Here is a 14186-nt window from a genome sequence, read left to right on the forward strand (position 1 = left end):
CGAGGATGGGGAGAATGAGCGAAGAGGAAGCTGTCGCGCGTCCCGGCGCGGCCGCGGCGGTCGACGACGGCTTCGTCGAGTGGCGCCCGGACGTCGACCCGGAGTTCGACGAAGCGGCGTTCCCCGGCCTCGGCATCCCCGTGCGCGCGATCCGCGGCTGGGCGCAGTACACGCTGTTCGGGGAGCCGACCGGCCCGCGCCGCGACAACGAGGGCTACACCCCGGGGCCGGTCTGGCGTGGCTTCCCGAAGCCGACGACCGACGCCGAGAAGCTGCTGAACTACCTGGGCGCGAACTGGATCAGCCGCGCCGAGTTCGCGCAGGCCCTGCTCGACACCGAGGTCCTCGTGCCGACGCCGGACGGCGAGCCGCTGCTGCGGCCGGTGCCCGGCACCTCGGGCCACGAGGTCATCGCCTTCAGCTCGTCGGCGAAGGTGCCCGGCCGCTACCCCCAGCGGTGGCGGGTGGTCGTGCGCGAGCTGCTGCGGCACCAGCCGGGGACCGGCCTGACGCTCGACCCGGGCACCGGGCTCGTCCGCAGCCTGGCCGCGGCCGAGCTGGCGGACGCCGGGCACGACACCGCCCCCCGGCCGTGGCTCGACGAGCCGGCGCCCGAAGCCGGGCCGGAGGTCGCCGAGGCGCTGGCCGCGCTGGCCGGGGAGTTCGGCATCGAGCCGCCGGACTTGCTGACCCGCCACCTGCGTTACGCCGTCGACCAGGCCCGTGACCACCGCGTCGAGCTGACGCCGGCGGAGTGCGTCCGGTACCTGCGCGGGTTCGCCTGGCAGCACCGCAACGGCGTCCGCCGCCGAGCCGGCCAGGACCCGCAGTGGCCGGCCGACCTGGGCGCGAACGGCCTGATCGCGCACGTCGGCGAGGACGCCGGCCCGCGGCCGGTGCCGTGGACGTCCGGCAAGTTCTTCGCCACGGGCACGCTCGCCGGGCGCTTCGCCTGGCACCGGATCGTCGGCGCGTACGTCGGGTTCGCGATCGGTGACGCGCTCGGCGGCGGTGCCGACGCCGGCCGGCTGGAGCTGGGCGGCCTGACGCGGCACCTGCTGTTCCACACCGACGCCGTGCTGCGCGGCCTGCCGCCCGTTCCCACCGGCGAGGTGCCGGCGACGCTGCCCGAGCCGGACCCGGTCGGCTGGCTGGCCGTCGCGACCCGGCACGCGGGCCCCGCGCCCGCGGAGTTCTCCGCGCTGCTGGCCACGGCGCTGGCCGCGACCCCGGCCGGCGCGGTGGCGCTGGCGGACGTCGACGGCGAGCAGTACGCGAAGGACGTCGCCCGCGAGCTGACGGGCAGCGCGGCCGGGCCGGAGGTCACCGAAGGCGTCGAGCTGCTGGTGGCCCTGTTCCAGGCGCTGCTCACACGGGAGGAGTTCGCGCTGCCGGTGCACCTGCGGCTGGGGGAGCTGGGCGGCGAGCTGGCAACGTCGACGCTGGCCCTGCGCGAAGACCGTGACGCCGACGACGTCACGCAGCTGGAAAGCATCGGTGACGGCCGGAGCGTCCGGTCGGTGCTGGGCCGCGCGTTGTTCGCCGCGGCCAAGCGCGGCTACGACCCGGAAGCGGCGATCACGCTCGCCGCGCGGTCCGGCCCGGTCGCCGGGGCACTGGCCGGCGCCATGGTCGGCGCCCGGCTCGGCGTGCCCGGCCTGCCCGCCGCCTGGGTGGCGGCGCTGCCCGACCTCGGGCTGCTCGACGACGTCGCGAGCGACGTCTTCTGGTACTTCAACCGCAACGGCCTCCAGACGGAGACGGCCGAGCACGCGCGGTGGGAGCGCCGGTACCCGAGCGGCCGGTTCACCCCGAAACCCCCGCCGGACGCGGCGGGACCCGACTTGCGCTCACGGCTGCGCGGCAGCCTGCTGGCCGGCGCGATCGGCGACGCGCTCGGCGCGAAGACGGAGTTCGACTCGATCGACCGGATCCGCGAGATCGCCGGGCCGGCCGGGATCACCGACTTCATCCCCGCGTACGGCGGCGTCGGCCGGATCACCGACGACACGCAGATGACGCTGTTCACGCTCGAAGCGCTGATCCGCGCGCACGCCCAGCGGCGGCACACCGGCTCCGCCGACGTCGTGCACTCGCTGCAGCTGGCCTACCAGCGCTGGCTGCACACCCAGGGCGTCGCGTGGGACCGGGCGCGCGGGCCGCGGTCCGACGTCGAGGCGCCGGACGGCTGGCTCGTCACGCACCAGGAGCTGTTCAGCCGCCGCGCGCCGGGGCTGACGTGCTTCGGCGAGCTGGAGGCGTACGGCCGCTCCGGCGTCCGCGGCACCGTGGACCGGCCGGTGAACAACTCGAAGGGCTGCGGCGGAGTGATGCGCGCGGCACCGATCGCGCTCTGGTCGGACGACCTCGCCGAGGTGTTCCGGCTCGGCGCGGAGAGCGCGGCGCTGACCCACGGTCACCCGAGCGGGTACTTGTCGTCGGGCTGCTTCGCGGTCATCGTGCACGAACTGCTGCACGGAAGGGCACTCCTCGACGCCGTCGCGACCGCGCGGGCCGAGCTGGTGAAGTACCCCGCGCACGAAGAGCAGAGCGCGGCGCTGGACGCCGCGCTGGCGTTGGCGGAGCAGGGGCCGCCGACGCCGGAGAAGGTGGAGTCGCTCGGGCAGGGCAACGTCGGTGAGACGGCGCTGTCGATGTCCGTCTACGTCGCGCTGACCACGACGGACGCCGACACGGCGCTGCTCGCGTCCGTCAACCACAGCGGGGACAGCGATTCGACCGGTTCGGTCTGCGGCAACCTCGTCGGCGCGATGTACGGCGAGCAAGCACTGCGGCGGAGCTGGCTCGACCAGCTCGAGCTGCGCGATGTCATCGTCGAGCTGGCGGACGACGCGCTCACCGAGTTCGGCGCGGATGCGCCGGACGAAGACCGGTGGTTCGCTCGGTACCCGCTCGACTAGGTTTCCGGTGTCACTGGGGTCAGGGGAGGACGAAACGTGCGTTACCGGGTCGAGGTCGCCGAACGCCCGGACGGCCTGTACGCCGCGTGGGGTGAGGGGACCTTCCGCGCGCAACGCTCCACCACGGACGGCACGGTGCTGCTGTCCGTGCTGCCGGACGACGAGGCACCCGACGGCTTCGACAAGGAGCAGGACGGCCGTCCCGCGCGGGTGGTGCCGGCGAGCGAGGTGCCGTCGACGTTCACGCTGCGCACCTTCTGCGAGTACGACGACGAGGTCTTCGAGGTCGCTCCGGGCGAGCGGCCCGAGCTGACGCTGCGCTGGGTCCGCGACGACGCCGCGCGCGCGGCCCAGCTGGGCTTGACCGACTTCTCGGTGACCGTGCCGGCGAAGCGCGTCCAGTCGATCTGGCAGGCGCGGCAGGACTTCACCGAAGCGCCGGACGCGCGCCCGAAGCCGGGCGACGGCGACCAGAACGCGCTGCTGCGGGCCATCGGACGGACGCTGCTGCACACGGTGCCGGGTGGCTGGGCGCGCGTCGGCGCGCAGTTCCGGCAGGTCGGCGACTACGCCGAGATCGAGCTGCGCGCGGTCGGCGACGAGGACGGGCCGGTTTCGGTCTCGCTGCCCGCCGTCCCGCGCCTCGGCGGGCTCTTCGCGCGGCTGCGCGCGTCGATGTACCAGCCCGAGTCCGGGACGTGGTTCCAGGGAACGTTCACGCTCGACTCGGCCTCGCAGTTCGACTTCGACTTCGACGCCGACCGCGAGCCCGAGTGGCGGGTCCCGCCGAACGACGGCGGCCGGCCGTCGACCGCGGCCTACGAGCTGGAGCTGGCGACGTTCCCGCGGTCGGCGAAGCACCTGCCGTCGTGGCTCACCGCGCGCGCCGGGCTCCCGCTCGACCTGACCTTCCGGCTCGCCAGGGCGGCCGACTCGCACGCCGAGGGCGAACGCCCGGTCGTCAACCGGCCGCCGGTACCGCCGGACCAGGTCCGCGGCGTGCTCGACTACCTGTTCCGGGCGCCGGTCGCGCTGCACCGGCCGACGCCGCTGCCGGACATCTTCGGGGTGCCGGGCGCGAAGCCGGAGGTGCCGAACGCGTTCCACACCGACGGCACCTGGATCTGGCCCGCCGCCGTGCCGCACTACCTGCGCAAGTACGGGGTGCCGCCGGAGCCGGAGCTGGTCGAGCACGTCCGGGCGGCCGGGTTCCGCCCGCCGTTCGTCGGCGAGCTCGTCCGGGCGACGGCGGAGGCGGAGGTCGCCGGGCACCCGCGGCCGCCGCAAACGGCCGCCGACCTGCCCGACGACCGCGCGCTCACCCGCGTCGCCCAAGGCGAGCAGGTGCGGAACCTGAAGGGCGCGGAGACGCTGGAGCTGCTCCAGCAGCGGCTCGCCGAGCACGGCGTGCCGGCCGCGACCTACCGGATCGGCGCGAACGAGGTGCCGGCCGAAGGCGTCTGGACGCTGCGCCGAGCCGAGAACGGCTGGGAGGTCTCCCGGCCGCCCGCCGACGAGCCGGTGGCGTTCACCTCGCTCGGTGACGCGGCCCGGTTCCTGCTCGGCGTGCTGCTGATGCTGCCGGCGCGCCCGGCGGAGGAGTCCGACCAGCCCGCCGACTGGCCGATCCTGCCGATGCGCGGCGAACCGCCGTTGAACTTCTACCGCGGCAAGCGCCTGATCGTCCTGCCGCCGGGCACGCAGGTCGTCCGGTTCGGCAACGAGACCGGCAACCTGGTGCACGCCGACGCGACGCGGTTCGTCGAGACGTCGCTGGCGTTCGAGCGCGAGCGGGAGAAGCGGCAGTACCGGGTGCTGCGGTCCATCCGGGTGCTGACCGGCGTCACCGCGCCGTGGAGCGGGATGCCGGGCGGTGCGGTCGCGTACCTGCTGCCGCGGCCGATCGCCCAGCACCTCGAGACGGGCTCCCTGAGCCGGGTGTGATCAGGAAGCCGTGATCAGGACGGCGGGCGACCACCAGTAGTCGGCGAGCGGTTCGACGCCGACGTCGGTGAAGCCCGCCGTCTTCAGCTGCTCGACCCAGGCCGCGGCCGGGTGCTCCCAGTTCGTCCGCTCCGGCCCGGCGACCAGGCCGAGCAGCACCGGCAGCAGGAAACCCTGCGCGACGAGCGAAGCGTCTTCGCCGTACTCCGCGACACCACGCTCGTAGCGCTCGACGAGCGAGCGCAGGTGCTCCGGCGAGCCTTCGGTGAACTCCGGGACGTCGAACTCGGCGAGCACCAGCGTCCCGGCGCGCAGCTGGATCGCGCGCAGCACCTCCGCGCGCTGCTCCGGCTCGATGGACTGCAGCGCGAACGTCGACTGGACGAAGTCCCAGCCGAGGTCGTCGCGGGCCAGGAACTCCTGCGCGGTCGACTGCCAGCACTGGGCCGCCGGCACCCGCTCGTGGACGCCTTCGAGCAGCGCGGCCGACGGCTCGACCAGGTCGATCCGGCTCGGCACGTGCGTCGCCTGCTCCAGCGCGGGCACGACGGCCAGGCCGTCACCACAGCCGAGGTCGAGCAGCGACTCCGGCTTCCCGGCGTCGTAGCGGGCCGCGAGCTCGGCGCTCAGCGCCCGGTAGAGGCCCACGTTGCCGCCGCCGCGGATGAACGCCGTGAACGCGCTCGGCGCGTCGTACACCGGCGCGGAGCCGTCGCCGGCGAGGTAGGTCCGCAGCTCGTCGGCCAGTGAGGAGCCGTCGCGGCCGGCTTGGCCGGCGAGGTCGGTGGCCTGCTCGCGGTCACCGGCGCGGTAGGCGGCGAGGGCGTCGGCGAGCAGCTCGATCGAGGTCATGCCAAGGGAATATCAGAACGGCACCCACAGCGTCACCCGCGTTCCCCCGCCCGGGCTTGATTCCACCAGCGACGTCCCGCCGACCTCGGCCAGCCGCGCGGTGATCGACTCGCTGATGCCGAAGCCCGCCGGGCGGTCGGCCGGGCTGAAGCCGGTGCCGTGGTCGCGGGTGATGACCGCGATCCCGCCGTCGCGCGCCTCGACGCGCACGACGACCCGGTCGGTGCCGGAGTGCTTCATCGTGTTCCGCAGGGCCTCGCGGACGGCGTCGCGGATGGCGATCTGCCGGACCTCGGACAGCGTGTCGTCGTCCAGCTCGGCCACCACGAGCTGGGCGCGCAGCCCGTCGCGCGCCATCTCGGCGGCCAGCGTGGCGAGCTTCTCACCCAGCGGCCGCGCGCCGGCCTCGGCGCGTTCCGACGCCGCCGACTCGATCTCCTGGCGGATCTCCATCGCCTGCGCCCGGGCGAGCCGCTGGATCTCGACCAGCCGCTCCTGCGGGTTCGTGGTGCCGGACAGCGCCATCGCCTCGAGGGTCTGCAGCACGGTGTCGTGCAGCATCCGGTGCTGCTGGGCGCGCTCGGCGAGCCGGCCGTTGCGGGTGCCGTAGGCCAGCGCCAGCCGGGTGCCGAGCCCGGTGAGCACCAGCCCGGCGGTGGCCAGGAACATCAGCGCGAGCAGCGCGGAGTACGTCGAGAACGCGGCGTCGACGTGGAACTGGCCGGTGTTGAGCCAGTTGGCCAGCATCCGCAGCGGGAAGCTGATCAGCGCGAAGACCAGGCCGGCCGGGACGCCGAGGGCGAGCGTCAGCAGCCCGGCCTCGCCGAAGAGGTGGACGCTGCTGACCGCGAGCGCGTCGAAGTACGCCTCCCGCGGCACGGTCAGCGCGAGGACCAGCGGCGAGAGCACGGTGAACGCGATGTCGACGGCGAGCAGCTTGCCCGCGTCGCGGCCGTGGAACGGCGCCGAGCGGAGCATCCAGCGGAAGCCGACGACGTTCAGCACGACCGAGAGCAGCGTGAACACACCGACCGGCAGCAACCCGGTCGTCCCGTGCTCGATCACGTGGACGCCGAACTGGCCCGGCACGGCGAGCAGCCGGTAGGCGAGCGGGATGAGCACGACGTACCGGGTGGCGCGCAGCAGCAGGCCGTCGCGCTGGGCCGGGTCGATCGGGCCGGCCATCTTCGAGATCCGCTTCAGCGCGTGGATCGGGGTCGGGTCGCCGATCTCCTCCGACAGCTCGCTGGTGGCCGTCGCGATGGCCGGCGCACCCTGCCGCAGGAGCGCCACGAAGAAGCTCCCGCCGCCCACCGCTTTCGGCGAGTCGGGCGCTTCAGTGGACATCGCGCAGACAACTCCCTGGTCACATCGGTGAGCCGAGGTCCGGAGTATCCCCAATCCGTGGCGCCGAGGTCCAGCGTTCTACGGAATTCACCGAAGTTTGGTCAGGAGTTGCCGATTCCCTCCGCACTCGCCCACTTCTTCAACTCCGCCACGGCGTCGTCGTGCTCCAGCGGCCCGCGGTCCAGCCGCAGCTCCTTGAGGAACTTCCACGCCTTGCCGACGTCCGGCCCCGGCCGGAGGCCGAGCAGTTCCATGATCTGCTCGCCGTTGAGGTCCGGCCGCACGCGGTCGAGGTCCTCCTTGGCCTTGAGCGCGGTGATGCGGGCCTCGAGGTCGTCGTAGGTCGCCTGCAGCGCGGCCGCCTTCTTGCGGTTGCGCGTGGTGCAGTCGGCGCGGACGAGCTTGTGCAGCCGGCTCAGCAGCGGGCCGGCGTCGGTGACGTACCGGCGGACCGCCGAGTCCGTCCACTCGCCCTTGCCGTAGCCGTGGAACCGCAGGTGGAGGAACACGAGCTGGGAGACGTCGTCGATGATCTCCTTGGAGAACTTCAGCGCCCGCAAACGTTTGCGGGCCATCCGCGCGCCGACCACCTCGTGGTGGTGGAAGCTCACGCCGCCGCCGGCCTGGAACTCCCGCGTCGCCGGCTTGCCGACGTCGTGCAGCAGCGCCGCCAGCCGCAGGATCAGGTCGGGCTCCGACGTCGGCTCGTGCGAGGACTCCAGGTCGATCGCCTGGGCCAGCACGGTCAGCGAGTGCTGGTAGACGTCCTTGTGCTGGTGGTGCTCGTCGATCGCCAGCCGCATCCCGGGCACCTCGGGCAGCACCCGCTCGGCCAGCCCGGTGTCGACCAGCAGCTCCAGGCCCGGTTGCGGGTCGGCCGCCAGCAGCAGCTTCGCCAGCTCGGCCTGCACCCGCTCGGCGGTGATCCGGTCGATCTCCTCGGCCATCGACGTCATCGCGTCGATCACCCGCGGCGCGGCGGTGAAGCCGAGCTGGGCGGCGAAGCGCGCGGCCCGCAGCATCCGCAGCGGGTCGTCGGCGAACGACTCCTGCGGCGTCGCGGGCGTGTCGAGCACCCGCTCGGCCAGCGCGTGCAGCCCGTCGTGCGGGTCGATGAACGTCTTGGACGCGAGCTCGATGGCCATCGCGTTCACCGTGAAGTCGCGGCGCAGGAGGTCGCCCTCGATGGTGTCGCCGAAGGTGACCTCGGGGTTGCGGCCGACGCGGTCGTAGGTGTCCGCGCGGAACGTGGTGATCTCGAGCTGCATGCCCTTCTTCGTCACGCCGACCGTGCCGAACGCGATCCCGACGTCCCAGACGGCGTCGCCCCAGTCGCTGACGATCTTGAGCACGCGGTCCGGCCGCGCGTCCGTCGTGAAGTCGAGGTCGCCGGAGGGCCGGTCGAGCAGCGCGTCGCGCACGCTGCCACCGACGAGGTACAGCCGGTGACCGGACCTGGCGAACCTTTCCGCCAGCTCTTCCGCCAGGGGCGGGACCTGCATCCGCTCCACCACCGCGTTCTGCTTGGCGACCACGTCGTTCACGTAAAACCCACTACTTTCGGGTGCGATTACTACAGGCACCACCGGACAGGACACGGAGAGCCAGCCTACCGGGGCAACCGTTTGCTCTAGCATCGCAGCATGTCTGGATCAGCCGGCCGCCCCGGCGCCTCGAAGCCGCGGAGGCGGCGGAGGCGGCAGCGCGGCAGGCGCCTGACCACGGTCGACGAGACGTCGGCCGGTGGCCTCGTGCTGGACGCGGCGCGCGAACAGGCGGCGCTGATCGGCCGGCTCGACCGGCACGGCAGACTGCTCTGGTCGCTGCCCAAGGGCCACATCGAGGACGGTGAGACAGTGGAACAGACGGCCGTGCGCGAGGTGAAGGAGGAGACCGGCATCTCCGCGCGGGTCCTGCGGCCACTGGGGACCATCGACTACTGGTTCGTCGCCGAGAAGCGGCGGATCCACAAGACCGTGCACCACTTCCTGCTCGAAGCGCTCGGCGGTGAGCTGTCCGACGAAGACGTCGAGGTCACCGAGGTGGCCTGGGTCCCGCTGGCCGAGCTGGAGACCAAACTCGCGTATTCCGACGAGCGGAAGCTCGTCCGGAAAGCCAAGGAACTTTTAGCGCGCCCGGACGTCCACGGACGAGACGAGCACGCCCCTGAGGGAGCCCCCGAGTGAAGCGGTTCGCCGCAGCCTTCCTTTCCGTCCTCTTCCTGGCCGTCCCCGCCCTGGCCGGCGCCACGGTGGCCCACGCGGAAGAGGGCGCCCGCCTGCGCGTGGAGCTCGACGAGCTCAACCCGCGGGTGATCACCGGCTCGACGACGACGCTGACCGTCGCCGGCAGCGTCACCAACACCGGCGACCGCAAGGTCAACCGGCCGCAGGTGCGGCTGCAGGTCGGCGAGCGGCAGACGACCGAACGCGGGATCGGCGAGGTCCTGTCGGGCGCGGTCATCAAGGACAGCCCGCTGACGGACTTCACCGCCGTCGCCGACGCGCTGGAGCCCGGGCAGACCGCGCCGCTGAACATCTCGGTGACCCTGACCGGCCAGCGCGCGGCGCTGTTCGGCAAGCCCGGCGTCTACCCGCTGCTGGTGAACGTCAACGGCACGCCCGAGTTCGGCGGGCCGGCCCGGCTGGGCGCGGTCAGCATGCTGATGCCGGTGCTGGCCGGCCCGGGCAAGCAGGCGACGCACGCGTCCGGCGCGCCGAGCATGACGCTGCTCTGGCCGCTGACCAGCAGCGTCCCGCACGTCTACGCGGCGCCGCTCGGCGGCAGGCCGGTGCTGGCCGACGACCGCCTGGCCGACGAGATCGGCCCGGACGGCCGGCTGAACGCGCTGGTCACGGCCGCGCACACGGCCGTGCAGGGCGACTCGAACCTGGCCAGGTCGATGTGTTTCGCACTCGACCCGGACCTGCTGGCGACCGTCGACGCGATGAGCCGCGGCTACCAGGTGCACACCGACGCCGGGAACGTCGACGGCAAGGGTGCCGGGACCGCGCAGACGTGGCTGGCCGCGCTGCGCTCGCTGGTCGGCAGCCGGTGCGTGGTGGCCCTGCCCTTCGCCGACGCCGACCTGAACGCCGTCTCGCGGATCCGCCCGGGCGACCCCGCGCTGGTCACCAAGGCGGCTTCCGGCGCGGCCGTGATCCAGCAGCTGACCGGCGCCACGCCGCAGACCGGCGTGCTCTGGCCGGACGGCACGCCGGGCGACGCCGTCCTCACCGCGCTGTCGCAGGCCGGGATCCGCACGGTGCTCACCGACGCCGGCAAGCTCGCGCCAGCCGCGGCCGGCGGCGGCGTCACCGTGCAGGGCAGCACCGTCCGCGCGCAGCCGACCGACTCACTCGTCTCCTCGGCCATGACGGGCGTGCCGACCGTGCCCGACTCGGTCACCATGCCGGCCACCACCGAGGCGGCCGTCGCGAGCCAGAACGGCCTCGGCGCGCTCGCCTTCCGCGCCGGCCTCGGCCTGCCCGCCGGCCAGCAGCGGCCGGACCACCTGCTGGTCGCGCCGCCGCGCCGCTGGGCCGCCCCGGCCGCCGAGCTCACCGCGTACCTGCTGCAGGTCGGCAACTACCTCGACGCCGGGCTCGTCACGGCGACCTCGCTCCCGACGCTGCTGGCCGCCGACCCGGAGGGCTCCGGCCCGGTCGGCGACGGCGGCCAGGACCCGGCCGCGGCGGCCGACCCCGCCCTCGTCTCGACGCTGTCGACCCTCGACGACAAGACCACCGGCCTGGCCGCCGCGATGCAGCTGGATCCCACCAAACGGGTGAAACCGGACGACGTCGTCGCGCCGGTCCGGCTGGCCGAGCTGCGGGGCGCGTCCACCGCGTGGCGGGGCCTGCCCGCCGACGCGGCGACCGCGAACGCGCGCGCCGACCTTGCGGCGATCAGCGAGCAGGTGTCCGTCTCGCAGCCGAAGCAGACGATCGCGCTGGCCTCGGGCAACTCGCCGCTGCCGGTGTACGTCAGCAACGACCTGCCGGTCGGGATCAACGCCCGGTTCGTCCTGACCAACAACACCGGCCTGCGCTCCGACGACGCCAAGGCCTGGTTCTTCCCGGCGGGCGGCGGCAAGAACTACTTCCTGCCCGTCGAGGCGCTGCGGGCCGGCCGGTTCAGCGTGGATGTGTCGTTGCGCACCCCCACGGATACCCCGCTCGGGTCATCCGCGCGGTTCGAACTGACGTCCACGGAATACGGCGCGATCACCATCATCGCGACCGTCGCCGCAGGTGCGGCCCTGCTTCTGCTCGCCTCCCGGCGCATCTACCGGCGGGTGAAGGACGCGAAGGCCGGCCGGGACGCAGTGGACTGATCTCTCGGCCTTCGAGTGTTCCGGGCGGTTCCCGATTACCCTGGGTCCGCACGTGCGCGGCGAACGGGCCGCGGCACCGGGGACCGAGCACTGAGGATTGGGCACGCGTTGGAGAGAGAGCCGGGCTTACCCCCCGAGCGTGCGAGTCGTCCTCGGCGCGAAGGCGCCCCGCCCCCGCAGCGGGGAGACGGGCCGCCACGAGCGGCGCAACCGGGCCGCCGCCAGCCGCCGCCGAAGCAGCAGCCGCCTCCGCCACCGGAGCGCGGCCGCCGCCAGCCGCCCCGCAACGGCCAGACGCGCCAAATGCCCCGCGAGGACCAGCCGGTCCGCGAGGGGCGTCCGCCGCGCGACGACCGGCCGGTCCGCGAAGGCCGCCCGCCGCGTGACGAACCACGCGACGGCCGTCCTCCCCGGGACGACCGCGCCCTGCGCGAGGAACCGCGTGAGGGGCGCCCGGCCCGCGGCAAGCCGCCGGTCCAGGACGACCGCCAGCGCCCGCCACGGGACGACCGGCCGGTCCACGACGAGCGCCCGGTCCGCGAGCGTCCGCCGCGCGACGACCACCCGCCAAGGGACGACCGGCCGCCGCGCCGCGTCCCGCCGCCGCAGGGCCCGCCCCCGCAGGGGCCACCGCTCCAGCCGCCGCGTGGCGGGCAACCGCCGCGCGCCGCCGCCGGTCCGGCACCCACCCGCGTCCAGCCGGTGCCGCCGCTACCGCCGCAGAACCCGCCGGGCCCGCCACCGCAGGGCCCGCCGTCGCACCAGGGGCGGCTGCCGCAGCCGGCCCCGCCGGTGACGCCGCCGGTCGCCGCACCGCCGGCGACCCCGCCGCCAGGCACGCCGGCCGCGGGCAACCCGGCCATGGGCACCCCGCCCCCGGGCATCCCGGTGCCGCCGCGCGGCCGCGCGCCCCGCCGTCCGGCGCCGGTCCGGCCGTGGCAGGAGGAGGCCCAGCGGCCCGTCGACCCGGAGGCGACGCGGTTCATCCCGCGCACCGCCGGCGTCCCGATGGCCTCCCGCTGGCCGGTCGCCGACCCCGACGTCATGCGGCCCTACGACGCGCTGGCCACCCAGGTCATGCCGGCGATCAAGACGCCGCTCGTCAAGCCGGTCGAACCCGGCACGGAGGCCGCGGCCCCGGCGAAGGCGCCGTCGCTCGCGAAGGCGTCCGGCCGGATGGCCATCGCGTCGCTGATCAGCCGGATCACCGGTTTCCTGTGGAAGCTGCTGCTGGTCGGCGCGATCGGCCAGGGCATCGCGAACGACTCGTTCAACGTCGCGAACACGATGCCGAACATCATCTTCGAGCTGCTGATGGGTGGCGTGCTCGCCAGCGTGGTGGTGCCGCTGCTGGTGCGCGCGCAGGACGAGCCCGACGGCGGCGCGGCCTACACCCAGCGGCTGATCACGGTCGCGTTCTCGCTGCTGCTGGTCGGCACGGCGGTCGCGGTCGTCGCGGCGCCGGCGTTCACGAGCCTCTACGTCGACGGTTCCGGCAAGGCCAGCTCCGGGCTGACCACGGCGTTCGCCTACCTGCTGCTGCCGGAGATCTTCTTCTACGGCGTGTTCGCGCTGCTCTCGGCGGTGCTGAACGCCAAGCAGATCTTCGGGCCGACGGCCTGGGCACCGGTGATCAACAACCTGGTGGTCATCTTCACGATCATGGTCGTCTGGGTCATGCCGGGCGACATCGACACCGCGCACCCGTCGCTCACCGACCCGAAGGTGCTGACGCTGGGCATCGGCGTCACCGCCGGCATCGTCGCCCAGGCGATCCTGCTGGTCCCGCCGCTGCTGCGGTCGGGCTTCCGGTTCAAGTGGCGCTGGGGCTTCGACAAGCAGATGAAGGAGTTCGGCGGTCTCGCGCTCTGGATCCTCGGCTACGTCGCGGTCAGCCAGATCGGCTACACGATCAACACCCGCGTCCTGACCAGCGGTTCCCCCGGCGGTGTGACGGCCTACAGCAACGCGTGGCTGCTCTTCCAGCTGCCGTACGGCGTCATCGGCGTCTCGCTGCTGACGGCGATCATGCCGCGGATGAGCCGCGCGGCCGCCGACGGCGACCACAAGAAGCTGATCGGCGACCTGTCCTACGCGTCGCGGATCTCGACGGTGATGCTCGTGCCGATCTCCGCGGTGATGACCGTGGTCGGCGGCTCGATCGGCATCGCGCTGTTCACGTTCGGCAAGGGCACGGTCGAGACCGCCGAGCGGCTCGGCGACGCGCTGGCCATCTCGGCGTTCGCGCTGCTGCCGTACGCGCTGGTCATGCTCCAGATGCGGGTGTTCTACGCGATGAAGGACGCGCGGACGCCGACGCTGATCATGATCGTGATGACACTGGTCAAGGTGCCGCTGCTGTACCTGTGCCCGGTGCTGCTGACGCCGGACAACGTCGTGCTGGGCGTCATGATGGTCAACGCGCTGACGTTCGTCGTCGGCGCGATCCTCGGCCAGGTGTGGCTCTGGGTGACGCTGGGCAACCTGCGGAGCAAGCGCATCATCGGCGTGATCCTGTTCACGGTCGTGGCGAGCGGGCTCGGGGTGGCCGCGGCGTGGGTCGTGGGCAAGGTCGTCCCGGACTCGTTCGGGCCGACTTTCGGGGCCTGGGTGAAGCTTCTGCTGCAAAGCGTCGTCGGCATCGTGGTCTCGTTCGGCGTCCTGATGGCGCTCAAGGTGGAGGAGCTGCAGCCGGCCACGAGCAGGTTCACCCGGTTGATCAAGCGGGGGTAACGATTCCGGTACGGCTGCCTACGACTCCCGCGTCGTATTCTGGGTACCCTCGA

Annotated in this window: 8 protein-coding genes; 5 read left to right on the forward strand and 3 right to left on the reverse strand. The window is 73.4% G+C overall.

All coding sequences use genetic code 11. The features are described from left to right. The first annotated feature begins 14 nt into the window (after positions 1–14). Positions 15–2921, forward strand: a complete 2907-nt coding sequence (locus OHS58_RS37065) for an ADP-ribosylglycohydrolase family protein (protein WP_328645525.1) — start codon at positions 15–17, stop codon at positions 2919–2921. A gap of 36 nt (positions 2922–2957) precedes the next feature. Next, positions 2958–4865: a TNT domain-containing protein gene (locus OHS58_RS37070; protein WP_328645526.1), complete on the forward strand. Its 1908-nt coding sequence runs from the start codon at positions 2958–2960 to the stop codon at positions 4863–4865. On the opposite strand, the gene OHS58_RS37075 is transcribed toward OHS58_RS37070, so the two are convergent. The 3 genes from OHS58_RS37075 to OHS58_RS37085 form a co-directional block, all read right to left on the reverse strand. Continuing rightward, a complete protein-coding gene (locus tag OHS58_RS37075) occupies positions 4866–5717 on the reverse strand; it encodes a class I SAM-dependent methyltransferase (RefSeq protein ID WP_326945416.1) in 852 nt (283 codons plus the stop codon). Positions 5718–5729: 12 nt separating this feature from the next. Further along, positions 5730–7064: a sensor histidine kinase gene (locus tag OHS58_RS37080; protein WP_247059618.1), complete on the reverse strand. Its 1335-nt coding sequence runs from the start codon at positions 7062–7064 to the stop codon at positions 5730–5732. A gap of 101 nt (positions 7065–7165) precedes the next feature. Beyond that, positions 7166–8608, reverse strand: coding sequence for a CCA tRNA nucleotidyltransferase (locus OHS58_RS37085; RefSeq protein WP_326956457.1), 1443 nt, complete (start codon positions 8606–8608; stop codon positions 7166–7168). 99 nt (positions 8609–8707) lie between these two features. Between OHS58_RS37085 and OHS58_RS37090 the strand changes: the two genes are divergently transcribed. From OHS58_RS37090 to murJ, 3 genes are all read left to right on the forward strand, one after another. Further along, a complete protein-coding gene (locus tag OHS58_RS37090; protein ID WP_247059621.1) occupies positions 8708–9250 on the forward strand; it encodes an NUDIX hydrolase in 543 nt (180 codons plus the stop codon). Beyond that, complete coding sequence (locus OHS58_RS37095) at positions 9247–11400, forward strand: DUF6049 family protein (protein ID WP_328645527.1); 2154 nt, start codon at positions 9247–9249, stop codon at positions 11398–11400. Before OHS58_RS37090 ends, OHS58_RS37095 begins: the two co-directional genes overlap by 4 nt. 861 nt (positions 11401–12261) lie before the next feature. After that, a complete protein-coding gene (gene murJ, locus OHS58_RS37100; RefSeq protein WP_326951721.1) occupies positions 12262–14133 on the forward strand; it encodes a murein biosynthesis integral membrane protein MurJ in 1872 nt (623 codons plus the stop codon). Positions 14134–14186: the final 53 nt, after the last annotated feature.

This window comes from Amycolatopsis sp. NBC_00348 (assembly GCF_036114655.1).
Taxonomy (GTDB): Bacteria; Actinomycetota; Actinomycetes; order Mycobacteriales; family Pseudonocardiaceae; genus Amycolatopsis.

Excerpts from the sequence above, each read along its gene's own strand:
- OHS58_RS37065 (WP_328645525.1), top strand. The coding sequence starts at position 15 with ATGAGCGAAGAGGAAGCTGTCGCGCGTCCCGGCGCGGCCGCGGCGGTC.
- OHS58_RS37075 (WP_326945416.1), bottom strand. The coding sequence starts at position 5,717 with ATGACCTCGATCGAGCTGCTCGCCGACGCCCTCGCCGCCTACCGCGCC.
- OHS58_RS37080 (WP_247059618.1), bottom strand. The coding sequence starts at position 7,064 with ATGTCCACTGAAGCGCCCGACTCGCCGAAAGCGGTGGGCGGCGGGAGC.
- OHS58_RS37090 (WP_247059621.1), top strand. The coding sequence starts at position 8,708 with ATGTCTGGATCAGCCGGCCGCCCCGGCGCCTCGAAGCCGCGGAGGCGG.
- murJ (WP_326951721.1), top strand. The coding sequence starts at position 12,262 with ATGGGCACCCCGCCCCCGGGCATCCCGGTGCCGCCGCGCGGCCGCGCG.